The sequence below is a fragment of the Thioclava nitratireducens genome (assembly GCF_001940525.2).
GTDB lineage: Bacteria > Pseudomonadota > Alphaproteobacteria > Rhodobacterales > Rhodobacteraceae > Thioclava > Thioclava nitratireducens.
The window spans coordinates 1,112,557-1,136,337 of sequence record NZ_CP019437.1 but is presented as its reverse complement, the minus strand read 5'-3'; the positions used below and the strand labels follow the sequence as shown (position 1 = coordinate 1,136,337).

General features: G+C 64.4%; 23 protein-coding genes and 1 riboswitch. Of the genes, 8 read left to right on the top strand and 15 right to left on the bottom strand.

Going from position 1 to position 23,781, the window contains the following annotated elements:
- Positions 1-68 precede the first annotated feature (68 nt).
- Genes tenA through thiM form a run of 4 tightly spaced genes read right to left on the bottom strand, consistent with a single transcriptional unit; the run spans position 69 to position 2,936 of the window.
- On the bottom strand, positions 69-740 hold the full coding sequence (tenA, locus tag BMG03_RS05635) for a thiaminase II (protein ID WP_075776388.1): 672 nt from the start codon (positions 738-740) through the stop codon (positions 69-71).
- Positions 737-1,540 (bottom strand): bifunctional hydroxymethylpyrimidine kinase/phosphomethylpyrimidine kinase, encoded by an 804-nt coding sequence (gene thiD / locus BMG03_RS05630; RefSeq protein WP_075776389.1) that lies wholly within the window; start codon positions 1,538-1,540, stop codon positions 737-739. Before thiD ends, tenA begins: the two co-directional genes overlap by 4 nt.
- On the bottom strand, positions 1,537-2,148 hold the full coding sequence (thiE, locus tag BMG03_RS05625) for a thiamine phosphate synthase (RefSeq protein WP_075776447.1): 612 nt from the start codon (positions 2,146-2,148) through the stop codon (positions 1,537-1,539). Before thiE ends, thiD begins: the two co-directional genes overlap by 4 nt.
- Positions 2,148-2,936 carry a hydroxyethylthiazole kinase gene (gene thiM / locus BMG03_RS05620; RefSeq protein WP_075776390.1) on the bottom strand — a complete coding sequence of 263 codons (789 nt, stop codon included), beginning with the start codon at positions 2,934-2,936 and terminating at the stop codon, positions 2,148-2,150. The genes thiE and thiM overlap by 1 nt, the downstream gene beginning before the upstream one ends.
- Positions 2,937-2,997: 61 nt before the next feature.
- Positions 2,998-3,092: riboswitch (TPP riboswitch) on the bottom strand.
- Positions 3,093-3,403: 311 nt separating this feature from the next.
- Here thiM and BMG03_RS05615 point away from each other — a divergent pair.
- The gene (locus BMG03_RS05615; protein WP_077701130.1) at positions 3,404-3,859 is read left to right on the top strand and encodes a c-type cytochrome; all 456 of its coding nucleotides are present in this window, start codon (positions 3,404-3,406) and stop codon (positions 3,857-3,859) included.
- Positions 3,860-3,902: 43 nt separating this feature from the next.
- Entirely contained in the window at positions 3,903-5,609 is a 1,707-nt protein-coding gene (locus BMG03_RS05610) for a pyrroloquinoline quinone-dependent dehydrogenase (RefSeq protein ID WP_075776392.1), read from the top strand.
- A gap of 142 nt (positions 5,610-5,751) precedes the next feature.
- Here the strand turns inward: BMG03_RS05610 and BMG03_RS05605 are convergent, their stop codons facing one another.
- The 7 genes from BMG03_RS05605 to BMG03_RS05575 all read right to left on the bottom strand — a co-directional run bounded on the left by BMG03_RS05605 (position 5,752) and on the right by BMG03_RS05575 (position 13,253).
- Positions 5,752-6,606 carry an SMP-30/gluconolactonase/LRE family protein gene (locus tag BMG03_RS05605; protein ID WP_075776393.1) on the bottom strand — a complete coding sequence of 285 codons (855 nt, stop codon included), beginning with the start codon at positions 6,604-6,606 and terminating at the stop codon, positions 5,752-5,754.
- Positions 6,603-7,211, bottom strand: coding sequence for a 2-dehydro-3-deoxy-6-phosphogalactonate aldolase (locus BMG03_RS05600; protein ID WP_075776394.1), 609 nt, complete (start codon positions 7,209-7,211; stop codon positions 6,603-6,605). Before BMG03_RS05600 ends, BMG03_RS05605 begins: the two co-directional genes overlap by 4 nt.
- Positions 7,208-8,098 (bottom strand): 2-dehydro-3-deoxygalactonokinase, encoded by an 891-nt coding sequence (locus BMG03_RS05595; RefSeq protein ID WP_075776395.1) that lies wholly within the window; start codon positions 8,096-8,098, stop codon positions 7,208-7,210. Before BMG03_RS05595 ends, BMG03_RS05600 begins: the two co-directional genes overlap by 4 nt.
- The gene (locus BMG03_RS05590; protein ID WP_075776396.1) at positions 8,095-10,167 is read right to left on the bottom strand and encodes an alpha-galactosidase; all 2,073 of its coding nucleotides are present in this window, start codon (positions 10,165-10,167) and stop codon (positions 8,095-8,097) included. Before BMG03_RS05590 ends, BMG03_RS05595 begins: the two co-directional genes overlap by 4 nt.
- On the bottom strand, positions 10,164-11,009 hold the full coding sequence (locus tag BMG03_RS05585) for a carbohydrate ABC transporter permease (protein ID WP_075776397.1): 846 nt from the start codon (positions 11,007-11,009) through the stop codon (positions 10,164-10,166). The genes BMG03_RS05590 and BMG03_RS05585 overlap by 4 nt, the downstream gene beginning before the upstream one ends.
- 1 nt (position 11,010) lies before the next feature.
- The gene (locus BMG03_RS05580; protein ID WP_075776448.1) at positions 11,011-11,928 is read right to left on the bottom strand and encodes a carbohydrate ABC transporter permease; all 918 of its coding nucleotides are present in this window, start codon (positions 11,926-11,928) and stop codon (positions 11,011-11,013) included.
- An 89-nt stretch (positions 11,929-12,017) separates the two neighbouring features.
- Positions 12,018-13,253: an ABC transporter substrate-binding protein gene (locus BMG03_RS05575; RefSeq protein WP_075776398.1), complete on the bottom strand. Its 1,236-nt coding sequence runs from the start codon at positions 13,251-13,253 to the stop codon at positions 12,018-12,020.
- A 127-nt stretch (positions 13,254-13,380) separates the two neighbouring features.
- Here BMG03_RS05575 and BMG03_RS05570 point away from each other — a divergent pair, with 127 nt between their 5' ends.
- From BMG03_RS05570 to BMG03_RS05550, 5 genes are read left to right on the top strand one after another with little or no spacing between them, the layout of a single operon-like run.
- Positions 13,381-14,184 (top strand): IclR family transcriptional regulator, encoded by an 804-nt coding sequence (locus BMG03_RS05570; protein WP_075776399.1) that lies wholly within the window; start codon positions 13,381-13,383, stop codon positions 14,182-14,184.
- Between the two features lie 32 nt (positions 14,185-14,216).
- Positions 14,217-15,278, top strand: coding sequence for an ABC transporter ATP-binding protein (locus BMG03_RS05565; protein ID WP_075776400.1), 1,062 nt, complete (start codon positions 14,217-14,219; stop codon positions 15,276-15,278).
- Positions 15,275-16,195 carry a Gfo/Idh/MocA family protein gene (locus BMG03_RS05560; protein ID WP_075776401.1) on the top strand — a complete coding sequence of 307 codons (921 nt, stop codon included), beginning with the start codon at positions 15,275-15,277 and terminating at the stop codon, positions 16,193-16,195. The genes BMG03_RS05565 and BMG03_RS05560 overlap by 4 nt, the downstream gene beginning before the upstream one ends.
- Before the next feature lie 27 nt (positions 16,196-16,222).
- Positions 16,223-17,371: a galactonate dehydratase gene (gene dgoD, locus BMG03_RS05555; RefSeq protein ID WP_075776402.1), complete on the top strand. Its 1,149-nt coding sequence runs from the start codon at positions 16,223-16,225 to the stop codon at positions 17,369-17,371.
- A gap of 2 nt (positions 17,372-17,373) precedes the next feature.
- A complete protein-coding gene (locus BMG03_RS05550; RefSeq protein WP_075776449.1) occupies positions 17,374-19,572 on the top strand; it encodes a glycoside hydrolase family 2 protein in 2,199 nt (732 codons plus the stop codon).
- Between the two features lie 244 nt (positions 19,573-19,816).
- On the opposite strand, the gene BMG03_RS05545 is transcribed toward BMG03_RS05550, so the two are convergent.
- Entirely contained in the window at positions 19,817-20,419 is a 603-nt protein-coding gene (locus BMG03_RS05545; protein ID WP_157771559.1) for an autoinducer binding domain-containing protein, read from the bottom strand.
- 127 nt (positions 20,420-20,546) lie between these two features.
- Between BMG03_RS05545 and BMG03_RS05540 the strand changes: the two genes are divergently transcribed.
- Positions 20,547-21,017 carry an autoinducer binding domain-containing protein gene (locus BMG03_RS05540; protein ID WP_075776404.1) on the top strand — a complete coding sequence of 157 codons (471 nt, stop codon included), beginning with the start codon at positions 20,547-20,549 and terminating at the stop codon, positions 21,015-21,017.
- Between the two features lie 70 nt (positions 21,018-21,087).
- Here BMG03_RS05540 and BMG03_RS05535 read toward each other — a convergent pair whose 3' ends face one another.
- The 3 genes from BMG03_RS05535 to BMG03_RS05525 are packed head-to-tail and all read right to left on the bottom strand — an operon-like array spanning position 21,088 to position 23,780.
- Positions 21,088-22,128, bottom strand: coding sequence for an aldo/keto reductase (locus BMG03_RS05535; RefSeq protein WP_075776405.1), 1,041 nt, complete (start codon positions 22,126-22,128; stop codon positions 21,088-21,090).
- A gap of 9 nt (positions 22,129-22,137) precedes the next feature.
- Positions 22,138-22,770, bottom strand: coding sequence for a dihydroxyacetone kinase subunit L (locus BMG03_RS05530; protein ID WP_199224625.1), 633 nt, complete (start codon positions 22,768-22,770; stop codon positions 22,138-22,140).
- An 8-nt stretch (positions 22,771-22,778) separates the two neighbouring features.
- A complete protein-coding gene (locus BMG03_RS05525) occupies positions 22,779-23,780 on the bottom strand; it encodes a dihydroxyacetone kinase subunit DhaK (RefSeq protein ID WP_075776406.1) in 1,002 nt (333 codons plus the stop codon).
- Between the last annotated feature and the right edge of the window lies 1 nt (position 23,781).

The window sequence follows — 23,781 nt, the reverse complement described above, 5'->3', positions numbered from 1 at the left end:
GAGGCGCGCGACACCGGCGAGCGGCAAGGACCGGAAGCCGACGAAGGCGCCCCCTTTCGGTTCGCGCCTCAAGCGGCAGGCTGCTGCCAGCTTTCGCCGCGATAGGCGCTGTCCCAGAACCGCCATTCATGCCAGCAACTCCGCGCGAAGGCGCGGTGCATCAGGGCTCGCACGGGCGCGTCTGCAATCGCGCCCAGCCTGTCCGTCAACTCGAGCATCCGCGTCACGCTCTGATCGAACGCCTCTCCGGAATAGGTCGCGATCCAGGCCGCATAGGGATTTTCAGCGCCGCTGACCTGCGCGATCTCCCGACCGATATCGCGATAGATCCAGAAACATGGCAGCAAGGCCGCCACCGCTTCGGAAAAATCGCCGATCGCAGCGCTGCGCAGCAGAAAAGAGACATAATGATCGCAGGCCGCCGAAGGCTCGATCCGCGCGAAATCTTCCGCCGAGACGCCGAACAGCCCCATGTAATGCGCGTGCAATTCCCGCTCGACGGCGATCGCTCCAGCCGCCGATCCCGCAAGCTGGGCCACGGTCGGCGCATCTGGGGCTTTGGCGGCGGCCAGCGCGAGCGCGCGGGCGAAGCCTTCAAGGTAATGTGCGTCCTGAATGATGTAGCCCTGAAAGGTTTCCCGATCGAGGCTTCCCTCTGCCAGTTCGCGATTGAAAGGCATGTCATGAATCTGGCGGCGCAGCGGCGCGGTCGCCTGCGCTAGGTCTTGGGCGAAGCTCATTTCTTCTTCTCCTGGAATGCGTGGAAATGGTGCACCGGCCCGTGCCCCGACCCGACAGTCAGCCGATCAGCTGCCGCAATCGCCGCGCTCAGATACGCCTTCGCCCGCTGGGTGGCCTCCGCGAGCGGCACCCCTGCCCCGAGCCATGTCGCCAGCGCCGATGACAGGGTACAGCCCGTCCCGTGCGTGTTGCGCGTCGCGATGCGCGGTGCGTCAAGCCAGAGCTCTTCCTGCGCCGTGACCAGCAGATCCGGGCTTTGGTCGCCTTGCAGATGACCGCCCTTCAGCAGCACCGCGCGCGGCCCGATCTCGCGCAGCGCATGGGCCTGATCACGCATCTGGTCGAAGCTCGTCGCCTCGGCGCAGCCCAGCAGATCGGCGGCCTCGGGCAGGTTCGGCGTGATCAGATCGGCCCGGGGCAGCAGGCTGTGCAGCGCGGTCACCGCCGCCTCTGCCAGCAGCCGATCGCCGCCTTTCGCGACCATCACCGGATCGAGCACTACCGGACAGTCGAGCCCGGTCAGCCTCTCGGCCACAGTCTCGATGATCGCGGCATCGCCCAGCATTCCGATCTTGATCGCGTCGATACGAACGTCTTCGCGCAGCGATGCCAACTGAGTTGCGATCAGCGCCGTGTCGCACAGGCTCACCGCCTGCACGCCGCGCGTGTTCTGGGCGGTCAGCGCGGTAATCACGCTCATCGCGTAGCCACCATTGGCGGAGATGGCCTTGATATCGGCCTGAATGCCCGCCCCGCCCGATGGGTCGGAACCCGCGATGGTGAGAATATTGGGAATCATGTGTCGCTCCATGCGTTGCGCAGGGTTCGGGTGGCGCGCGCCATGTCAGGGGCACGCGAGATGGCAGAAATCACCGCGAGACCGGCACCGCCCGCCGCGCGGATTGCGGGCGCGTCAGTGGCAGTGATCCCGCCGATCGCGAGGCAGGGAAGATCGGTGCGCGAGACGATCCGGGCAAAGCCTGAATGGCCGATCGGGGCGGCATGGTCGGGCTTCGAGCCGGTCGCATGGATCGGACCGACGCCGAGATAATCGATGCCGGGAGGAACGGCGGCGATCTGCGCCTCGGTCTCGATCGAGAGGCCTAGGAGCATGTCGGGCCCGATCCGGCGGCGGATCGCGGCGGGGTCGCCATCGCTCTGGCCGATATGCAGCCCGGCGGCCCCAATCTCGATGGCCACCGCGACCCTATCGTTCACGATCAGCGGCACGTCATAGGGGGCAAGCGCTTCGACCAGCGTCCGGGCCAGCGCGGCGAATTCTGCATCGGGGAGCACCTTGTCGCGCAGCTGCACCCAGCCTGCACCGCCCCGTGCCGCGGCCACGGCTTGCGCGAGCACCGGCTGCGGGGCGGCCGGGTCGGTGACGAAACAGATGGACGGGATCATCATGCGGATTCGATCCGAGCTCCGGCGCTCAGCGCCTCGGCGTCGATCGCATAGAGCGCATCGAGGAACGCGACCTGAAAACTTCCCGGGCCTGAGGCACTCGCCCCGGCGCTCTCCCCGGCGAGCCCAAAATAAGCCAGCGCCGCGACGACCGCCTCGAAGCGAGGCTGTCCTGCGAGAAACGCAGCCACCAGACCAGTCAGCGAACAGCCCAGAGCGGTCACGCGCGGCATCATCGCATGGCCATTGGCGACCCGCGCAGCGCGCTCCCCATCCGTCACAAAATCGACCGCGCCGGTCACCGCAATTACGGCCCCGCTCATCCGGGCCAAGGCCCGCGCGGCGCCTTCCGCGGTCTCGACACTCTCAGTGGAATCCGCCCCTTTCCCCGCGCCAGCCTCGCCCGCAAGCGCAAGGATCTCCGACGCGTTGCCGCGGATTGCCGTCGGGCGCAGTTCCACGAGCCGCGCACCGAGCGCACGCCGATAATCCGTCGCGCCGACCGCGACAGGGTCTAGCACCCACGGGGTTCCCTGCGCGCTCGCGACCTTGGCCGCCGCCGCCATCGCCTCCGCCCAGGGCGGCGACACCGTGCCGATATTGATGCTGAGCGCCTGCGCGAGTCCGGCGAACTCGGCCGCCTCCTCGCGCGCATGCACCATCGCGGGCGAGGCGCCGGAGGCGAGCAGAACATTCGCCATCACGTTCATCGCGACGTAATTGGTGATGTTGTGAACGAGCGGCGCGGTCTGCCGCATCGCCGCGAGATATTGTCCGGGATCTTCCATCGCTCTCTCCTTGGCTGCGGGCATCAGGAGAAGTGCGAGGGGGCAAAGGCGGGAACGCGCCTGACCGTCTCACGCGCCTCCCTCCGCCGGCATTATCCGGTTCAGGTTCTAAGGGTTCGTCTCAGCCCGGTTGCCCGAGCGCCCCTGTCGCTTCGCTCCGAGAGGTGACAGCCTTCGCGCCGCCCGTCAAGCCGGGTCAGACGAGGCGCCCACAGCTTCGCCGCGATCAGCATCCAGCGCATATCCTTGAACGGCGGAACCATTCTGGTCGCCGTCATATGTCAGGCCGGAAAAGAGCGAAGATACCGGCGTCGTTTTCGGATCCGCTTTCCCATCCGAAACATGCTCGGTGCAGCCCCGTCTGCCTGATGCCCGCAAAGCAGAATGGAACAAAGGCACCTTGCATCCGTTGGGGAACCATATCCCCCACCGCTCCGTCCCAGCATTATTGAGCGAGGTTTTTTAGCATGAGACGTCTAGACACGCATTCCGGAACGGCCCTGACCGGCCTCGTTACCGCCCTTGTCCTCTGCGCGAGCGCAGCCTACCCGGGCTCTTCGGACCAGCAGGCCCTTTTCACATCCAAGCAGGCATCGTCAGGCCACGACGTGTACAAGAAGCACTGCGCCGATTGTCATGGCAGCGATCTGATGGGGGATGCAGGCCCGGCACTGGCGGGCAAGAAATTCGCCGACAGCCTCGATTACAGCGGCATGACCGGCAAGCAACTATACGACTTCATCGCGAAGCACATGCCCAAGGATGACCCGGGCGAGCTGACCGACAAGCAGTATCTCCAGACATTCGCCTATCTGCTTTGCAAGAACGGTTTCAAACCCGGGGACAGCGCGATCGACCAGAAAGCGATCGATGCGATGGACCTGCAGCCGTTGCCGGACTCGTCGCAGTCATCCTGCGACTGACCCGACCGCCGCGGCTGATCATTTCAAGAGAGGAGGACCGAACATGGCACATTTGCCACCATTCACCGCGACCTCGCGAGGCGCCGTCCGACCTCTGATCCTGTCCGTATGCGTGGCGGCCCTGCCGGCACTTGCGCACGCGAAGCAGAGTGACGAGATCCAGGGCACGAGCGACACGAACCGCGCCCAGATGAAGGAGCTTCCCGCTTCGGCGAATGTCGCTGTCGACGACAACGCGATGCGATCCGCCAAGGACAACAAGTCCGATTGGTTGCTGCATGGCCGGAGCTACAGCAACCAGCGCTATTCGCCACTCGACCAGATCACGACGGACAATATCGACAAACTGCACCCGGTTGCCTTGGTGCAGACCGGAAAGGTCGCCAGCTTCGAGACCACGCCGATCGTCGTCGATGGCGTGATGTATATCTCGACACCGATGGTCGATAACGAGATGACGGTCATGGCCGTCGATGCCGCAACCGGCGAGACGTATTGGAGCACGACCTATGACGTCTCGCAGGTCAAGACCTGCTGCGGCCCGGTAAACCGGGGCGTGGCCGTGGGTTACGGTAAGGTCTACATTGCGACGCTCGACGCCAATCTTCTCGCGCTCGACGCCAAGACAGGCAAAAAGGTGTGGAAGACCAATCTCGCAGACCCGCAAGCGGGGTTCTCGGAAACGATGGCGCCGCAAATCTATGACGGCAAGGTGATCGTCGGCAGTTCCGGCGGCGAATGGCCGATCCGCGGCTTCGTCGCCGCGATCGATGCGAAGTCGGGCGAGGAAGTGTGGCGCTGGCACGCGACGGATCCCGACACGTTCGAGGGCGACTCGTGGAAGTCCGGTGGCGGCATGGTCTGGACGACCCCCGCAATCGATCCGGAGCGAAACATGGTGATCTTCAGCACCGGCAATCCGAACCCCGACCTCGACGGCTCTAGCCGCAAAGGCGACAACCTCTATACCGACTCGATCGTCGCGCTCGATTCCGATACCGGCAAGCGCAAATGGCACTATCAGGAGGTCAAGCACGACGTCTGGGATTACGACGCCGTCAGCAATGTCGTGCTCTTCGACGCCAAGGACTCCAACGGCAACGTCGTTCCCGCTGCGGGCGAGGCCGGCAAGGTCGGCTGGCTCTATGTGGTGAACCGCGAAACCGGCGATCTGATCCGCAAGTCGGACCCGCTCGTGAAGATGTCGGACAACATGTTCACGCCGCCGACCAAGGACGGGGTTAAGATTCTGCCGGGCGCCAATGGCGGCGCGGAATGGTCGCCGCCGGCCTACTCGCCGGAGACCAACCTGTTCTACGTCATGGAAATGAACCAGTTGATGAACTTCACGACCGATGGCGAAACGACGACGCTGCCGGGTACGCTTCGGCTGGGCAGTACGTTCAAGAACGTCAAGGGCGACGAGGCGATGCAGACCGGCGTGCTCGACGCGGTGAACGTCAACACCGGCAAGGTCGAGTGGAGCTACGACGCGCCGCAGCCGATGATCGGCGGCGTGCTAGCGACGGCCGGGAACTTGGTCTTCACCGGCGAGGGCAACGGCATGTTCGACGCCTTCAATGCGAAATCGGGTGAGAAGCTCTGGAGCTTCAATCTTGGTGCCGGCGTCAACGCACCGCCGATCACCTATCAGGTCGACGGCGAGCAATATGTCGCGGTCGCAGCCGGCGGCAACTTCCAGCTCGGCTTCCCGCGCGGCGATGTCGTGGCGATCTTCAAGCTCGACTGATCCGCCACGAAAACACGTTCAACCTCAAATTCAGGGCCGCGACGCATCCGTCGCGGCCCTTTATGCAGAGAAAGTTTCCGGCGCCTGAACGGCTATCTCGTCTCCCGCGGCCGACGAGATTCGCGCGGCAGGAGCGTCGCGATCACCCGGGCAGGCGCACCGCGGGCTCGGGCCGCCCAGCGACTCCGGCGGGGGCGCAATAGACCCGGCCCTGCGCGGCATCGGGTTCCTCGATCCCTTCCTTCGCCGTGGTGACAAAAAGCGTCTTGAACTCCGGCCCGCCGAAAGCCGGACAGGAACTGTGCCGCCCGCCGACTTCGATCGCCCGGTCGAACCGCCCGTCGGGCAGGTAGCGCGCGACCCGCCCCGAACCCCATTGCGCACTCCAGAGCGCGCCCTCGGCATCCGTCAGCCCGCCGTCGGGGTTCAGCCCATCCGCGCTCAGATCGACGAAAATCTCCGGCGCGCCCTCTGGCCAGCCTTGCGCATCCAGCGCGACCGTCATGATTTTGCCTTTCGGCGTGTCGGAGAAATAGGCGCGCCTTCCATCGGGGGCGAAACAGATCGAATTGGGGATCGAGATTTCGGGGAAAAGCCGCTCCACCGTGCCCTCGAAATAGCGATAGATCGCACCTGCGCCGGTCTCCGCGTTTCTGCCCATGGTGGAGGCCCAGAATCCCCCCATCGGATCCGCGCGGCCATCGTTGCAGCGGGTGACGTCGCGGTCGGCCTCGATCGCGACGAGCGGCTCATGCGCACCCGAGGCAATGTCGAAACGGCGCAGCCCGGTTTCGGTGGAGATCACCAGCGTGTCGGCATCGACCCAACCCGCTGCAGAGGCCATCTGCCCAATGTTCCATTCGCGGGGCCCGCTCGCGTCGCGGCTGAGCAGCCGCCCTGCGAGGATGTCGAACCAGAACAGCTGGCCGCGTTCGGGATGCCAGAGCGCGCCCTCGCCGAGAAAGCAGTTGCGGTCGTCGTAAATCTCGTAGCTCATGCCGTGCAGACCTCGTCATAGCGGGCGACCAGCGCGCGGGCCTTTCCGGCTACGGTATCCACGCTGTCGCCGGGTTTGTAGAGCGACGAGCCGATGCCGAAGCCCGCAGCGCCGGCCTTATGCCACTCGCCCATGTTCTCGGCGGAGACGCCGCCCACCGCGAAGAGCGGCACTTCGGGCGGCAGCACCGCGCGCATTGCGCGCAAGCCCACGGGGCCGATCAGCTCGCCCGGGAACAGCTTGAGCCCGTCCGCTCCTGCGGCGAGCGCCGCGAAGGCCTCGGTCGGGGTCATCACGCCGGGAAAGCTCTGCAGACCGGCGGCTTTGGAAGCGGCAATCACGTCGGTGTTGCAATTGGGCGAGACGATCAGCTTCGCGCCGGTCGCGGCGACAGCTCCGACCTGATCCGTGGTCAGCACCGTCCCCGCCCCGATCAGCGCGTCCGAGCCGAAGCGCTCCACCATCGCGGCGATGCTGTCGAGCGGGTCGGGGGAGTTCAACGGCACCTCGATCCGGGTGACGCCCTCGGCGATCAACGCCTCGCAGACGGGGATGGCTTCGGCGGGAGTGATCCCGCGCAGGATGGCGATGATGGGTCGGCTCATGTTTCGGCTCCGATGGTCTGGCGCGCGGCATAGAGCCCCGCGAGGGTCACGTCTTCGGCGTCTTGGCTGGTCGCATCAATGCCGCGACCTGCCAGCGCCCGGGTATAGAGCGGGCTGAGAACGGGGCTTCCGATCAATGCGACGGGCTGACCCTGCCAGAGATCGCGCGCGGCGGCCAGTTCCCAACCGATCAACAGCCCCGAGAGGCGGCAGGCGGCGGTTTCGGGCGATTGCGCGCCCAGAAGCGCCCCGGCCCGCAGCGCGAACAGCGCCCCATAGGCGCCCGCAGGATCGGCCTGCGCCTCGGATACCGCCGCGTCGAACGCTGCCATGTCCTGACAGCCCTTACCGATCGTGTGGCGCAGCACGGAGCGATGGGCGAGCAGGTCGTAGATCTCACCGGTCATACAGCTGCGGAACCGCTCGATCCGACCCGCGCGCAGGGCCACCCATTTCGTATGGGTGCCCGGCAGGCAGATAGTGCCCTCGAAGCCGGGATTGCGCAGCAGGAAGCCAGCGATCTGGGTCTCCTCGCCGCGCATCACGTCGGGCGGGCTGTCTTGCCGCAGGCCGCAGGCGATATAGACCGGGCGCGCCGCATGATCGGGCACCCGCACGAGACGCGGCTGGGCGGCGCAGGGCACCGGCGCATAGGGCGCCTCGGCCCAGCCCTGACGCGAGCCGACCATGCCACAGGTCACGACCGGAGCCGCGCCCCAGCCTGCAACGGCCTCTTCCAGCACCGGTCCGAACTCGGCGGGGGCGAGCTTGCCCATCCCCTGCTCGGAACTCCGTCGGTCGAGCACTTCGCGCCCGCGCATCGCCCAGACACGCAGATGCGTCGTGCCCCAATCGGCGGCGATCCAGTCGGGAGCCGCGTCACTCATAGTCTTTCTCCTTCAATCACATGGATGCGCTCGGGGAAGGTCCAGGGCAGTGTGAGCCCCTGCCCCATCAGCGCTTGCCCACTGAGCGTAACCGGTCCGGTCTTAAGCGCGGGGATCCCACGCGACAACCGGGGCAGGTTTTCTGCCGTAATCAGCCGCAACCGATAGCGCGCTGCGGGGTCCAGCCCCGTCAGTCGCAAGGGGCGCGGCAGGATCTGCGAGGAAGTCGCCGCCTGACCTGCGAAGGCCACGAAACGGCTACCATCCTCGGCCAGCTGCAACTCGGCGATCACGGCCGGGTCGGCGCTGTCGAGCCGCAGGATATCCGCCCGCATCCGCCAGTCGCGGTTGTCCTTCCACCAGCGCGTGACGGAGGTCAGCACCTCGGCCTCCTCCGCGGTCAGCTCGCGCGGGTCCATCTCGAATCCCATATGACGTTGCGCCGCGACCCAGGCGCGTGTGCGAATATCGATCACCCGGCCCGAGGTGTGGCAATGGCGCGGGCCGACGTGAGAGCCGGTGACGCAAGCAGGCAGGAACAGCGCGGCATCATGCTGGATCCGCAGCCGCTCCAGCGCATCGTTGCTGTCGGAGAGCCACACGCGGCCGGTGCGTTCGAGAATGCCGAAATCGATCCGCCCGCCGCCCGAGGCGCAGCTTTCGAACTCCACATCTGGATGGGCCGCGCGCAGCCGGTCGAGCAGATTGTAGAGGCCCCGCGCCTGCGCTGCGTCGGGATACGGCAGCACGCGGTTATGGTCCCATTTGACGTAAGCGATTTCATAGGCCGAGAGCACCGCGTCGATCGCGGCAAAGAGGTGGTCGCGCACCGCCGGGTTCGCCATGTCGAGTACGCGCTGCTGACGACCCTCGATCTGATCGTCCGGGCCCAGCAGCCAGTCGGGATGGGCCCGCGCCAGATCGCTGTCGCGATTGACCATCTCGGGCTCGAACCAGAGGCCGAATTCCATCCCGAGGCTTTGGACATGATCGACCAGCGGCGTCAGCCCGTCGGGATATTTGCGCGGATCGACCGCCCAGTCGCCCAGTGAACTGGTGTCGTCGTCGCGCTTGCCGAACCAGCCGTCATCCAGCACGAAGCGTTCCGCACCAAGTGCGGCGGCGCGCTCTGCGATAGATTTCAGCTCGGCCAGATCGTGCTTGAAATAGACCGCTTCCCAGCAGTTGTAATGCACCGGGCGCGCCTTGGCCCAAGGGGCGTGTTTGCGCAGATGGCGCTGGAAGGCCACCGCGCAGCCATTCGAGCCCGCCTCCGAGAAAGCGGCATAAAGCGTCGCGGTCTCGAACCGCGTCGCCGGTTCCGGCTCGGAGCCGCTCGCATGACCGAACTGGATTTGCCTGCGTCCGTCAGGAAGCTCTTCGGCCACCATCCGATGCCCGCCCGACCAGCCGTAATGGAAGCCGCGGGTTTCGCCTTGCGTCTTGGTGGCGCCGCGCGCAGGCAGGATCAACCCGGGGAAATGCTCGTGCCCGGTACGGCCCGTATGGTTGTCGCGCACGCGCTGACCGGGGCGCCACGGCGTCGCCTCGATCTGGAATTCACCGATCCAGCGCCCCGAGACTTCAAGCATCTCGTCGGCCAGCTGCGGGCCGGGAAACACCGGGGCGGCGAGCCAATGAAGCGTAATCGGCTCATCGCTCTCCAGCTCTGCGCGCGCCGCGATCAGACCGGTGTCGGGGTCGAGCGTGAATTGCGCGCTATAGCGCAGCCCAAGCGCCGCATCGCGATAGGTAAGCCTCAGTTCGCGGCCAGTCTGTGTCTCGCTCTCGAACCGGAAGGCGGGGCGCAACGGCTGCCCCGCCCCGTCGCGCGCGATCAGGCCGGGCTCTCCGGGGAAGCTCTCGCTGGCCTCGGGGCAGATCGAGACCTCTGGTGCGCGATCGAGCATCCCGCCGGTGACATCCGGCACGCTCGCGACGGCCAAGCCCGCGAGGTCTTCCCCCTCGGGCAGCGCCGCGCCCCAATAGACGATCTCGGGAAGCCTCTCGTCGTGACTCGCCAGAACGAGGCTTTGGCGGGTGTCCTGCAAATGCCATGCGCGGATCATTTCACCGCCCCGAGCGTCAGCCCTGCGATGAAGTGTTTCTGCATCAGGAAGAACATCGCCACGGGGGGCAGAGCGGCGAGGATCGAGCCTGCCGACACCAGTTGCCACGCCGCAACCCATTGACCGTTGAGCGATTGCAGCCCCGCGGTGATCGGCTGGGTATCCGCCCCCGTGGTAAGCACCGTCGCCCAGAAATAGTCGTTCCAGATGAAGGTGAAGATCAGCACCGACAGCGCCGCGATCGCGGGTCGCACCAGTGGCAGCACGATATGCCAAAAGATCTGCCATTCGCCCACGCCCTCTACCCGGGCGGCTTCGATCAGCTCTTTCGGGAGCGCCTTGATGAAGTTGCGCATGAAGAGCGTGCAGAACCCGGTCTGGAAGGCGACATGGAACAGTGCGAGCCCGGTGATCGTGTCATAGAGCCCCATCTTCACTGTCAGGTCGCGCACCGGCACCATCAGGATCTGGAAGGGCACGAAGTTCCCTGCCACGAAGATGAAGAAGATCAGCAGGTTGCCCTTGAACTTGTAGACGGCGAGCGCAAAGCCCGTCAGGCAGGACAGCGCCACCGCCCCGATCACCGTCGGGATCGTCACCTTGAAAGAGTTCAGCATGTAGCTGGCGAAGGGCGAATTCTTGAACACGTCGAGATAGTTCGAGAAGGCCAGATAGGACGGCACCCCGAAGTAGTTGCCCTGCGCGAGATCGCTCGACGGACGGATCGAGGTGACGGCGACGCCCAGAAGCGGCAACAGCCAGAGCACCAGCATCACCGGCAGCAAGACCTGATAGGTCAGTCGCGCGGCGGGGCTCATGGATTGAATGGGTTTGGGAAACATCTCACAGCCCCCTTTCGTCGCGCCACATCTTCCAGATGAAGCCCGAAATGAAGATCATCATGATCGCGAACAGCACCACCGCGATCGCCGCGCCATAGCCCATGCGATAGCCGTATTCCGACAGCGCCTGCTCGTACATGTAGTAAGACAGCACCCGCGAGGATCCGAAGGGCCCGCCATCGGTCATGATCGACACGAGATCGAAGCTGCGCAGCGCACCGATCACGGTGACGACGACCGCGATGAAGGTAGCCGGGCGCAGTTGCGGCAGCACGACATACCAGAGCATCTTGATGCCCTTAGCCCCGTCGAGACGCGCCGCTTCGATCTGGTCGGGCGCGACCGCGTTCAAACCGGTCAGGTAGAGGATCATGCAGTAGGCGATCTGTGGCCACAGACCGGCGGCGATGATCCCGTAGGTCACCGTGTTGGGATTGGCGAGGATCGCGATCCCGGTCCCGTCGAGCCATTTCGTCAGTTCGAAGAACAGTCCGAAGCCCGGTGCGTAGAACCACGAGAAGATCAGGCCGACCACAACCTGAGAGATCACGAAGGGAAAGAAGAACAGCGATTTGTAGATCCGGATGCCGCGCACGGTCTGGTTCAGGAAAAGCGCGATGAACAGCCCGAACGGGATCGCCAGCATATAGAGCACCAGCCAGATCACGTTGTTCTTGAGGCTGGTATAGAAGGCGTCGTCATCGAGCAGTTCGAGATAGTTCGACAGACCGACCCACGTCTTCGCGCTCAGCCCGTCCCATTGAAAGAAAGAAATCCACATCGATTCCACGATCGGGATCAACACGTAGATCAGGAACATCAGCGCGCCGGGGGCGAGAAACAGCCAGGGCGCGAGCTTGCGGTTCAACCGGCGGCGGCGCGGTGCGGGCGTACCCGTCTCCGCGTGCGGCTCGGACATTGCGGGTGAGACGGTCATCGTCGCACTCCTCGGATCTGGAAAAACAGGAAGGGGCGGCGCCCTGTTACAGACGCCGCCCTCGGGGAGGATCAGTTCTTGTAGACGCGCTGACGCACCTTCTCGAGCCGGTCGAGGATCGCGTCGAGATGATCGGGATAGGCCATGAATTCCTGGAAGCCTTCCATGCCCGCCTTCGCCATCTGTGCCGGTGCGTCACGATCGAAGAACTGCGCGATACCGCCGTCGGCCGTGGACAGGATCTTGAAGCCCGCTTGCAGGAAGGGATCGTCGCCAACCGAGGAGTTCTTGTTGATCGGCAACTGACCGAGGGTCTCGTTCATCTTGGTCTGCACGTCGGCCTTCGCGACATAGGCGAGGAACTTCTTGGCGTCTTCCTTGTTCTTCGCGCCTGCCGGGATATGGATCGTATCGGTCGGCGCTTCTTCGGCACGCGGAATATCCGGGTTGATCGTCGGGAAGTCCATGAAGCCAAGCGTGTCATTGGTCATCCCGCCATCCTTGAAGGTGGCGACGGCGAAGTTGCCCATGACGTAATTCGCAGCCTTGCCCTGAACGATGTTCGACACAGCATCCTGCCAATCGATCGCGGCGACGTTCTTGGTGGTGTAGGGCAGAACCTTCTTCCACTCTGCGAAGACAGCTCTCACGCGGTCGTCGGTCCACGGGATTTCGCCGCCGGTGAGCTTCATGTGGAAGTCGTAGCCATTGGTGCGCAGGTCGAGATAGTCGAAGATCCCTGCCGCCGGCCACAGCGCCTTGGTGCCCGTGGTCAGGCAGTCGACGCCCATCTCCTTGAACTTCTTGCAGTTCGAGATGAACTCGTCCCAGGTCTTGGGCACGTCCACCCCGGCCTTCTTGTACAGGTCTTTGTTATAGTAGATGCCCCACTGGTAGTAGGTGTAGGGCACGCCCCATTGCTTGCCGTCAATGGTCATCGACTTGAGCGCCGAGCCGAGGCTGTCCTTGAGCCCGTTCTCCTCCCAGACATCGGACACATCGGTGAATTGGCCGGCATTGACAAAGGGCGCCATGCGATTGCCCGCATACCAGTTCGCCAGATCGGGACTGTCGGCGGTCAGGAAGTTGCGGATCGCGGTCTTGTAGCCTTCGTGATCGAAGGTGTTCACCTCGACCTTCACATCAGGGTTTTCGGCCTCGAAGCCTTTCACGAGCTGCTCGAAGGCGGCCTTCGGCGCCGGATCGGACGCATCGGTGAAAAGCTTGAGCACGCGCTGTTCGGCCATTGCCGGAATGGCGATCGACCCCATCAGCGCCACGAGCGCAGTGGTTTTCAGGATATTCATTCGGTTCTCCTCCCGTTTCAGTAGCCCACGGCCCAACGATTTTAGTTTCAAATAATGGAACCGTGTTTTACATATTGAAATGCTGCCGCGAATCTCTCATCCTGTCAACAGTCCTGAGGAGGAGCCCATGAACGACGCCACGCCAAAGCCGGAGAAATCGGACGGCACGGTCGGACGCACGCTGGCCGTGCTCGACCGCGTCGCGGAATTCGGCCGTCCCGTGCGCTTCGCCGAGCTGCTACCGGTCTGCGATCTGCCCAAGGCGACGCTGTATCGCTTCCTGCAAACGCTCACGAACCAGGGGATGCTGTCGCTCGACGAGGACCGTCAGACCTATACGCCGGGCTTGCGTCTCGTGCGCCTCGCCCATGCCGCCTGGGCGCAAAGCTCGCTCGCGCCGATCGCGGCACCCTATCTCGACCAACTGTCGAAGGAGACCGGCCAGACGCTCCACCTCGCTCAGCTCGATCAGGGCATGGTACTCTATGTCGACAAGCGAAACGCCTCGCGCCCGGTCGAGATGTTCTCGCAATCGGGCAAGGTCGGCCCCGCCTATTGCACCGGAGTGGGCAAGGCGATGCTCGCCTATCTCCCCGAGGACGCGCTGCAGAATGCGCTGACGCGGCAGAGCTTCCATCGCTTCACGGAACATACCCTGACCGACGTGACCAGCCTGCGCGCGGAGCTGGAGACCATCCGCAAACGCGGTTTTGCCTGGGATGACGAGGAGCATGAACCCGGCATCCGCTGCATCGCCGCCCCGATCCTGTCGCCTCAGGGCCGCGTCCTGGGCGCGCTCTCGATCACCTCGGCCCAGCCCGACGGTCAAAGACAACTCGAAACCTACGCCCCGCTGATCCTCGAGACGGCGGAGAAGATCGCGAAAGCGGCCAGCCACTGGCGCTTTCCGGAACAGAAACGCGCCGACTGAACCCCGGTGCGCAAAAACAGGGAGGAGACCCCGTGAGCGGAGTCGCATTGGAGAAGATCGTCAAACGGTTTGGCGATGCGGAGGTGATCCACGGCGTCGACCTGACGGTCGAACCGGGGGAATTCTGTGTCTTCGTCGGGCCGTCCGGTTGTGGCAAGTCAACGCTTTTGCGGATGATCGCGGGGTTGGAGGAGACCTCGGACGGTGCGATCAGCATTGGCGGCCGCGAAGTCACGAAAGCCGAACCCGCCGAACGCGGCATCGCGATGGTGTTTCAGACCTACGCGCTCTACCCGCATATGACGGTGGGCGAGAACATGGGCTTCGGGCTGAAGATGAACGGCCATCCCAAGTCTGAAATCTCCGAGAAAGTGCAGGAAGCCGCGCGTATCCTGAAACTGGAGCCGCTTCTGGACCGCAAGCCCGCTGCGCTTTCTGGCGGTCAGCGCCAGCGCGTGGCCATCGGCCGCGCGATCACCCGCGGCCCGGACGTTTTTCTCTTCGACGAGCCGCTGTCGAACCTCGACGCCGAGTTGCGCGTCGAGATGCGCGCTGAGATCGCGCGTCTGCACCGCGAGATCGGGGCGACGATGATCTACGTCACCCACGATCAGGTCGAGGCGATGACGATGGCCGACAAGATCGTCGTGCTGCGGGCCGGCAATATCGAACAGGTCGGAAGCCCGATGGAGCTTTACGACGACCCCGACAATCGCTTCGTCGCGGGCTTCATGGGTTCGCCTTCGATGAACTTCCTCGCCGCGACCGTGGTAGACGGTCAGCTCGACGTGCCCGCTCTGGGGCAGCGCATCGACAGTCCCGTCGCCTTGCCCGCGGATGGCACGAAGCTGGAGATCGGCATCCGCCCCAACGCGCTCCGCCTGAGCGGCACGGATGGCAATTTCACCATCGAGATGGCCGAGAACCTTGGCGGCGTGAGCTACGCGCACTTGGACGGCGTGACAGGCGAGCGCGTCGTGGTCGAGACCGATCAGCGTCTCCACGGCGCGGTCGGTGGCAAGACCGGGATCAGCTTCGATCCGGTCTCGGTCTATGTGTTCGACACCAGCACAGGCGCACGGGTGCGCGGATGAGCCTTGCCGTCGGCCTTGTGGGGCTGGGAGCGATCGCCCGCGCCCAGCACCTTCCCGCGATTGCGGAGACCGAAGGCGTGCATCTCGCCGCCATCGCGAGCCGCAATGCCACCCTGCCCGACCTACCGAGCTATCCCGACCTGCGCACGATGCTCGACGCCGAGCCCGAGATCGGCGCCGTCTCGCTCTGCACCCCGCCGCAGGGGCGGTTCGATCAGGCGATGGCGGTGCTGCGCGCGGGCCGTCACCTGATGCTCGAAAAGCCGCCGGGCATGACGCTGAGCGAGGTCGAGGCGCTGCGCGAGACCGCCGCCAAGGCGGGGCTGACGATCTTCGCCACATGGCATTCGCGCGAGGCGGCAGCCGTGGAGGCGGCACGCCAATGGCTCGCGGGGCTGGAGATTTCCGCCATCCATATCGACTGGCGCGAAGACGTGCGCAAATGGCATCCCGGGCAGGAGTGGATCTGGCAACCCGGCGGGCTCGGCGTCTTCGATCCCGGCATCAACGCACTCTCGATCCTGACTCGGGTCCTGCGCCAGCCGGTGCGGCTGACGGCGGCAGCGCTGAGCATCCCGCAGGGCCGCCAGACCCCGATCGCCGCCGATCTGGAAATGTGCGCGGGAGAGACCCCGATCAGCGCCGCGTTCGACTGGCGGGAAACGGGTGACGAGCTGTGGCGCATCACCCTTCAGACCGACCGAGGCGCAGCAACGCTCGACAAGGGCGGCGCGGAGTTCAGCACCGATGGCGAGGTAATCGCCACGGGCGAGAACCGCGAATACGCCAACCTATACGCCCGGATGCGCGATCTGGTGCGCGCCGGGCAGAGTGATCTCGACCTCGCGCCGATGCGCCTTGTCGCGGACGCCTTCATCAACGCACGTTTCGCGATCACCGAACCTTTCGACGCCTGATCGCGCCGACCAACCCCGAGGACCGATATGAAAATTACCGCCATCGAAACCTTCATCGTGCCGCCGCGCTGGTGTTTCGTGAAAATTTCCACCGACGAGGGCATCTCCGGCTGGGGCGAGCCGGTGCTGGAGGGCCGCGCGGCCTCTGTCGCTGCCTGCGTCGAGGAACTCTCGGACTACCTGATCGGGAAAGACCCCGGCCATATTCAGGACCACTGGACGGTCATGTATCGCGGCGGCTTCTATCGCGGCGGCGGCATCCACATGTCGGCCATCGCCGGGCTCGATCAGGCGCTGTGGGACATCAAGGGCAAGGCGCTAGGCGTGCCTGTCCATTCGCTTCTGGGCGGCCAGCAGCGCGACCGCATCCGGGTCTATAGCTGGATCGGCGGCGACCGTCCGGGCGACACGGCGCGGATGGCGCGCGAATGCGGCGACCGGGGTTTCACTGCGGTGAAGATGAACGGCACCGAGGAACTGCAATTCATCGATTCCCACGACAAGATCGACGCCGTGCTGGAACGCGTGCAGGCGATCCGCGAGGAAATGGGCCCCGATTTCGGCATCGGCGTCGACTTCCACGGTCGCGTCCATCGCCCGATGGCCAAGCAGCTCGCGAAAGAACTCGAGCCCTTCAACCTGATGTTCATCGAGGAACCGGTGCTGAGCGAAAACGCCGAGGCGCTGCGCGAGATCGCGAACCATTGCTCGACCCCGATCGCACTGGGTGAGCGGCTCTATACCCGCTGGGATTTCAAATCGATCCTGCAGGGCGGTTACGTCGATATCGTCCAGCCGGATCCCAGTCATTCCGGCGGCATCACCGAGACTTACCGCATCGCGGCGATGGCCGAGGCCCATGACGTGGCCTTGGCGCTGCACTGCCCGCTGGGGCCGATCGCACTGGCGGCGAACCTGCAGCTCGATGCGGTCTGCTACAACGCCTTCATTCAGGAGCAGTCGCTGGGCATCCATTACAACAAGGGTTCCGACCTGCTCGACTATCTGAGCAACCCGTCGGTCTTCGAATATGACGACGGCTTCGTCGCGATCCCGCAGGGGCCCGGCCTAGGCGTCGAGGTCAACGAGGAGAAAGTCCGTCAGGCGGCTGCGGAAGGTCACCGCTGGCGCAACCCGATCTGGCGCCATGCCGATGGCAGCTTCGCGGAGTGGTAATGATGAGAGAGATCAGCAAACTGAACGGAGGCTGGACCTTCGCGGAAGGCTTCGACGCGGCCAAGGTCGCAGAACTGCTGCAGGGCGAGACGGTCACCCTGCCCCATAACGCCGCCGACCTGCCGATGAGCTATTTCGACGAGCGCGACTTCCAGCGCCCCTTCACCTATCAGCGTGAGATCGCATGGAACGATGCCTGGGCGGGAAAGCTGGTGCGGCTGCGGTTCGATGCGGCGATGGCCGATGCGGTGGTCTATGTGAACGGCGCCGAAGTGCTGCGTCACCGCGACGGCTATACGCCCTTCACCGTAGATCTGACGGACCGCTTTGTAGGCGGCAAGGCGTTGGTGACGGTGCATATCGACGGTTCGGAAAACCCCGAGATCCCACCCTTCGGTGGCCGCATCGACTACCTCACCTATGCCGGGATTTATCGCGACGCCTGGTTGGAGGTGCTGCCCGAGGCCCATATCGCAAGCGTGAAGATCGAGACGCCCGACGTGCTGGCCGAGACCAAGCGCGTTCTGGTCAAGCTCGACGCGCCGGGCCCGGTGGAGGCGGTTCTGTCGGACGCCGAGGACCACGAGATCGCACGCGGCCAAGGCACGGGCGAAATCAGCTTCGATAGCCTCGCCGATATCACGCTCTGGTCGGTCGAGACGCCCGCGCTCTACACGCTGACGCTGACCTTGATCGAGAGCGGCGACCGCCTCACCCAGCGCTTCGGCTTCCGTCACGCGGAATTCACGCCCGAGGGCTTTTTCCTCAACGGCGAGCGCGTGGTTCTGCGCGGCCTCAACCGGCATCAGAGCTTCCCCTATTCGGGCTACGCTCAGGGCAAGCGCAGCCAGGAGCGCGACGCGGAAATCCTGCGCTACGATCTGGCCTGCAACATCGCGCGCACCTCGCATTACCCGCAAAGCCCCTATTTCCTCGACCGCTGCGACGAGATCGGCCTCATGGTCTTCGAGGAAATCCCCGGCTGGCAGCATATCGGCGGCGATGTCTGGCAGGATGAATCGGTGAGCAATGTCGAGCGGATGATCCGGCGCGACTGGAACCACCCCTCGATCATCATCTGGGGCGTTCGGATCAACGAGAGCCCCGATGCGGAGGCGTTCTACAAGCGCACCAATGCCCTCGCGCATGAGCTGGATGCAACGCGCCCCACCGGCGGCGTGCGCTGCATCACCGACAGCCAACTGCTCGAAGACGTCTACACGATGAACGATTTCATCCTCGGCGATTTCGAACTGCCCTTCTCGAACCGCCCGCGCACGAGCTTGCGCGACCAGCAGGAGGTGACGGGGCTGCCCAAGCGCGTGCCTTATCTGGTGACCGAGTATAACGGGCACATGTATCCCACCAAGGCGGGCGACCCCGAGCATCGCCAGCACGAGCATGTGCTGCGCCATCTCGACGTGCTCAACGCCGCCCACGATCCCGATGCCGGACTTGCAGGCTGCATCGGCTGGTGCATGTTCGACTACAACACCCACAAGGATTTCGGCGCGGGCGACCGGATCTGCCATCACGGTGTGATGTCGATCTTCCGCGAGCCGAAATTCGCAGCCTACGCCTATGCCAGCCAGCGCGATCCCGACGAGGCGATCGTGATGGAGCCGGTCACCATCTGGTCGCGCGGCGAGCGAAATATCGGCGGGGTGATCCCGCTGATCGTGCTGACCAATTGCGACGAGGTGGAGTTGTCCTACGCCGACGTGGTCAAGCGCGTCGGGCCCGACCGCAGCCGCTTCCCGCATCTGCCCCATGCGCCAGTCGTCATCGATTACGACCATTTCACCCCCGACGAGGTGACCGCCTGGGGGGAGAGCTGGCATGCGGGCCGCCTGCGCGGCTACCTGAACGGGGAGTTGGTAATCGAGCGCGACTTCCCCGCCGACGCGATGTTCGAACGGCTGGAAGTGGCGCCCGATGTCACCGAAGCCGAGGCCGATCCGAGCGACGAGATCCGGGTGATGATCCGCGCTCGCGATCAGGCAGGCAACAAGCTGCATTTCCTAAACGAGCCGGTGTTCCTAGACGTCGAAGGTCCGGCGAAGCTGATCGGCCCCGATTGCGTGGCGCTCGCGGATGGCGCGACCGGCTGCTGGCTCCGCCTGACGGGTGAGCGCGGCAAGATCAGGGTGACCGCGCGGCTTCGTGACAAAATCGAGTCGGTGGAAATTGCGGCGCTGTGATTGGCAAGGGCGCAGGAGCGTATCGCTCGCGCCCTCTCCATCGCAGACTATCGATGAAGATTGACCGCGCGACGCAGGCGATGCGCGATCACCTGTCGCGGATTCTCGATCAGATCGACCGCATCCAGGACGATCACACCGAGCTTTTCGAGGTCGCACCACAGAGCTGAGTCCGGGACGGGGTGAATTATATCCAAGGCCCTGCGCGCCGAGTCCGTTTGCATCAACGAGGCGGTCGGGACGCTTACAGGAGGCCTCGGCTCGCGGCGATACTCGCTGCCTCTCGCAAGGTCTTCGCCCCGAGCCGGTCCGCAGCGCCCCTGAGCCGCGCCTTGACGCCCCCGACGGAGAGCTGCAATTCGTGGGCGACCTGCTTGTGGAGATAGCCTTTGGAATAGAGTTGGAGCGCTTCCATTTGCGCCTCGGTCGGCATCTCGGGCTCGTCCGAATGGATGCGCGAGAGAACCCTCTCGATCTCTTTCATTTCGGAAACCCGAAGCTCCCGGTCTGAGCGCGCAAAGATGCCAAGGCTCCGCTTCGGCATCTCCTGCGTCCCGTGGATCGACACGACACCTCCGAATTCGAAGCCGAAAGACCGATAGTCGCGCATGAAGCTCGTGCCGACGAAGCTGTCTATTTCACCCCACCGCGCATAGCCCGAATTTTCCTGGCACCAGCGCAGCAGCGGATCGGCCAGCGCCAACCCGGAAAACGTGTAATGATTGATCCATTCAGGCGGAAACAGGTTCAACTCGGCTTCAGGCGCGAAAAAGCCAGCCCGCAAGGCGACGTAGCAGCCTGCTGGAGCGAGATCGGCGAAAAGGCTCTGGTGATCACGAAGAATCATGCCGTTTCGAACTTCCATTCTGTCCGAGTGCTCAATAGTCACTACGGAAGTGCGGCTCGGTTGGACCAAGATAGTTCCGCAATGCGTTGGTCGAGGGATTCACTGAACATACTACAAGGGTAGCTGCATGATCGATGTGCGTACATTGCGCCGGAAATTGCAACTTATGAGTGCAATATCAGACTGGAAATTCGCCTTAGGGCTGCATGTGCGCTTTGCAAACCCTACACTCCTATACCAGACATATCCACAGGAATGGATCGATTTCTATACTGCGAACGGTCTCGTGTTCCGGGATCCGACGGTCAGATGGGCCATGACGCATACAGGCATTTGCGATTGGTCCGAACTCGCGGAGCAGGACGAGAGCAACGTGTTCGGTCAGGCGGCCGAGTTCGGACTGCGCTATGGGAAGGCCGTCGCTGTCGGCGACGAGACCCGGTCCGCCGGTTTCTTCGCCCATCCTTCGCGAAGGATCGAACAGGCCGAAGTCGAGGAAGCGCACGCACTCCTCAAGCAATTGCGCGACATGACGAAGGGCGTGGAACTTATGCCTGCGGAAGAGTTGAAGCGCCTCCGGGCCGAACTGCACCCCTGAGGTCTTCGCGCGGCACGAAACGAGTTCGCCCGTGCCGCGCGATAGCTTAAGTTGATCCCGCCGGGCTCGATTAGCCCGTCACGATCCCGTCCGCCGGGCCGAAGCGCGGCTTGGCGAATTGTTCCTGATGCCACAGCGGGTAGATCAGCGGCGGGCGGCTGACCTCGTCGAGGCGGGCGAGATCTTCGGTGGAGAGCTTGACGTCGAGCGCGCGGAAGTTGCGCTCGAACTGCGCCACCGTGCTACCGCCGACCACCAGCGAGGCAACGCCGGGACGGGTGAGCAGCCATGCCAGCGCGATCTGCGCCGCCTCGACGCCATGCGCCTCGCCCAATTCGCTGAGCACATCGACGATCTTCCAGAGCCGCTCCTGATCGCGGATCGGCGGTTCGGTCCAACCCTTCGCCTGACGGCTCCCCTCGGCCACCGGATTGTCGCGGGTGTGTTTGCCCGACAGCAGCCCCGCCGCAAGCGGGCTCCAGACGGTCGCGCCGACGCCCTGATCGACCGCGATCGGCAAAAGCTCGTATTCCGCCTCGCGCGCCTCGAGCGTGTAGTGGATCTGCTGGGTGACGAACCGCGCCCGACCCGGCTTCTCCGAGGCCATCAGCGATTTCATGACCTGCCAGCCGGTATAGTTCGAGCAGCCCGCATAGCGGATCTTACCCTGGTCGATCAGCGTTTGCAGGGCTTCGAGCGTTTCCTCGACGGGGGTTTGGCCGTCCCATTCGTGGATATGATAGATGTCGATGTGATCGGTGCGCAGACGTTTCAGGCTGCGCTCACATTCGCGGATCAGGTGCCAGCGGCTCGCGCCCTCGCCATTGGGGCCGTCATCGATCGGCATGCGAGCTTTCGACGAGATCAGCACCTTGTCACGGCGGCCTTCCAGCGCCTCGCCCACGATCTCTTCGGCGGTGCCGGTGGAATACATGTTCGCCGTGTCGATCAGGTTCACACCGTGGTCGATCACGCAATCGAACAGGTCGCGGGCCTCGGCCACGCCCTGACTGCCGACCATCGCGAAGGGACCTTCGCCGCCGAAGGTGAAAGTGCCCATCGCGAGGGCCGAAACCTTCAGCCCGCTCCGTCCCAGCGTATTGTAGTGCATGTCCCTCTCCTACGCGCCCAAGGCAGCGCTTGTCTCTTCGATGAGGATGCACGCGACGGTGCCGCCCGCGTCCTGAATTCCCTTGGATTTCTCGCCGAACGCGGCAGCCTTGCCGTGCTGGGCTTCCATCTCCTTGGTCGCCTCCAGCGCCTCTTTCGCAGCTTGGGCTGCTGCGTGTGATGCCTCGGCGGGCGATGCGCCCGCCTGCGCCTGCGCGGCGATGGTCTCGGCGACCGGGTGCAGCACGTCGAGTACGGTCTTGTCACCCAGCTGCGCCTTGCCGCGCTGCGCGATCCCGTCGCGGAAGGCAGCCCAGAAATCGGCCAGCGCGGCGGTGTCCATCACTTCCGCACCGTCGAGTGCCTTCGCTCCGCGCAGGAAACCCGTTGCCATCAGCGTGCCCATGGTCGAGGGCGCGGCTTTCGCGATCGCGGCGCCCGCGGTCTTCATCCCGTCTGCCAGCGTCTCGGGCGCCTTTTCCTCAAGGGCGGCCGCTGCGGCGGCGAAACCCTTCGCCATGGTCAGACCCAGATCGCTGTCGCCGACCTTGCCGTCGAGCTCGATCAGGGCCTGTTTCTCGGCGGCGAACCGATCCCGATAGCGGTTAAACAGACCGGGCAGCGCACTTGCATTCATCGTCATGGCAGCCCTCACTTCGCGATATGTTTGAAGAACGGCGTCGTCGCGCTGCGTTCGATGAGCGGCTTCAGCTCGTCATCGAGATGCAGGACCGAGATCGAGGCGCCCGCCATCTCCATCGAGGTCGCGAATTCACCGATCCAGACCTGCGCGATGGTCACGTTGCGCTCTGCGAACAGCTGCGAGATGCGGCGGTAGAAGATGTAGAGCTCTTCCATCGGCGTCGCGCCCAGCCCGTTGACGATGATCGCAACCTCATCGCCTGCCGCGTAGTCCTGCTCGGCGAAGATGCGCTCCATCATTTCGTCCACGACGGCATCTGCGGGCTCGAGCGTCTTGCGGGTGATCCCCGGCTCGCCATGGATGCCCATGCCGATTTCCATCTCGTCTTCGCCGAGCGTGAAGCTGGGCTTGCCGACCTCGGGAACGATACAGGGCGTCAGCGCCACGCCCATTGTGCGGGTGCGCGCCTTCGCCTTCTCGGTCAGACGGACGACCTCGGAGAGCGGCTTCATCTCGGCGGCGGCGGCTCCCGCGACCTTGTAGAGGAAGACGATCCCGGCGACGCCGCGGCGCTTGTGTTCCTCGCCCGGCTTGGAGGAGGCCACATCGTCATTGCCGACCACGGTGGCGGTTTCGATATCGTCGACCTCGGCCAGTTCCCCGGCGAGGTCGAAGTTCATGATGTCGCCGCTGTAATTGCCGTAGAGATAGAGAACCCCTGCCCCCTGATCGACATGCTTTGTCACTTCGAGGATCTGGTCCGAGCTGGGCGACTGGAACACGCCGCCGACACCCGCACCGTCGAGCATCCCGTCGCCGACATAGCCGAGGAACAGCGGCAGGTGGCCGGAGCCGCCCCCCGTCACGATCCCAACCTTGCCCGGGACCGGGTTCGCCGTCACGAAGCAATGCAGATCGTCCGCGACATGGGTCACTTCCGGATGGGCGGCGTAAATCCCCTCCAGCATCTCTTCGACGAAATCTTCGGGTTTGTTGAGAAACTTCTTCATC

Excerpts from the sequence above, each read along its gene's own strand:
- tenA (WP_075776388.1), bottom strand. The coding sequence starts at position 740 with ATGAGCTTCGCCCAAGACCTAGCGCAGGCGACCGCGCCGCTGCGCCGC.
- thiD (WP_075776389.1), bottom strand. The coding sequence starts at position 1,540 with ATGATTCCCAATATTCTCACCATCGCGGGTTCCGACCCATCGGGCGGG.
- thiE (WP_075776447.1), bottom strand. The coding sequence starts at position 2,148 with ATGATCCCGTCCATCTGTTTCGTCACCGACCCGGCCGCCCCGCAGCCG.
- thiM (WP_075776390.1), bottom strand. The coding sequence starts at position 2,936 with ATGGAAGATCCCGGACAATATCTCGCGGCGATGCGGCAGACCGCGCCG.
- BMG03_RS05615 (WP_077701130.1), top strand. The coding sequence starts at position 3,404 with ATGAGACGTCTAGACACGCATTCCGGAACGGCCCTGACCGGCCTCGTT.
- BMG03_RS05610 (WP_075776392.1), top strand. The coding sequence starts at position 3,903 with ATGGCACATTTGCCACCATTCACCGCGACCTCGCGAGGCGCCGTCCGA.
- BMG03_RS05605 (WP_075776393.1), bottom strand. The coding sequence starts at position 6,606 with ATGAGCTACGAGATTTACGACGACCGCAACTGCTTTCTCGGCGAGGGC.
- BMG03_RS05600 (WP_075776394.1), bottom strand. The coding sequence starts at position 7,211 with ATGAGCCGACCCATCATCGCCATCCTGCGCGGGATCACTCCCGCCGAA.
- BMG03_RS05595 (WP_075776395.1), bottom strand. The coding sequence starts at position 8,098 with ATGAGTGACGCGGCTCCCGACTGGATCGCCGCCGATTGGGGCACGACG.
- BMG03_RS05590 (WP_075776396.1), bottom strand. The coding sequence starts at position 10,167 with ATGATCCGCGCATGGCATTTGCAGGACACCCGCCAAAGCCTCGTTCTG.
- BMG03_RS05585 (WP_075776397.1), bottom strand. The coding sequence starts at position 11,009 with ATGTTTCCCAAACCCATTCAATCCATGAGCCCCGCCGCGCGACTGACC.
- BMG03_RS05580 (WP_075776448.1), bottom strand. The coding sequence starts at position 11,928 with ATGTCCGAGCCGCACGCGGAGACGGGTACGCCCGCACCGCGCCGCCGC.
- BMG03_RS05575 (WP_075776398.1), bottom strand. The coding sequence starts at position 13,253 with ATGAATATCCTGAAAACCACTGCGCTCGTGGCGCTGATGGGGTCGATC.
- BMG03_RS05570 (WP_075776399.1), top strand. The coding sequence starts at position 13,381 with ATGAACGACGCCACGCCAAAGCCGGAGAAATCGGACGGCACGGTCGGA.
- BMG03_RS05560 (WP_075776401.1), top strand. The coding sequence starts at position 15,275 with ATGAGCCTTGCCGTCGGCCTTGTGGGGCTGGGAGCGATCGCCCGCGCC.
- dgoD (WP_075776402.1), top strand. The coding sequence starts at position 16,223 with ATGAAAATTACCGCCATCGAAACCTTCATCGTGCCGCCGCGCTGGTGT.
- BMG03_RS05550 (WP_075776449.1), top strand. The coding sequence starts at position 17,374 with ATGAGAGAGATCAGCAAACTGAACGGAGGCTGGACCTTCGCGGAAGGC.
- BMG03_RS05545 (WP_157771559.1), bottom strand. The coding sequence starts at position 20,419 with ATGATTCTTCGTGATCACCAGAGCCTTTTCGCCGATCTCGCTCCAGCA.
- BMG03_RS05540 (WP_075776404.1), top strand. The coding sequence starts at position 20,547 with ATGATCGATGTGCGTACATTGCGCCGGAAATTGCAACTTATGAGTGCA.
- BMG03_RS05535 (WP_075776405.1), bottom strand. The coding sequence starts at position 22,128 with ATGCACTACAATACGCTGGGACGGAGCGGGCTGAAGGTTTCGGCCCTC.
- BMG03_RS05530 (WP_199224625.1), bottom strand. The coding sequence starts at position 22,770 with ATGACGATGAATGCAAGTGCGCTGCCCGGTCTGTTTAACCGCTATCGG.
- BMG03_RS05525 (WP_075776406.1), bottom strand. The coding sequence starts at position 23,780 with ATGAAGAAGTTTCTCAACAAACCCGAAGATTTCGTCGAAGAGATGCTG.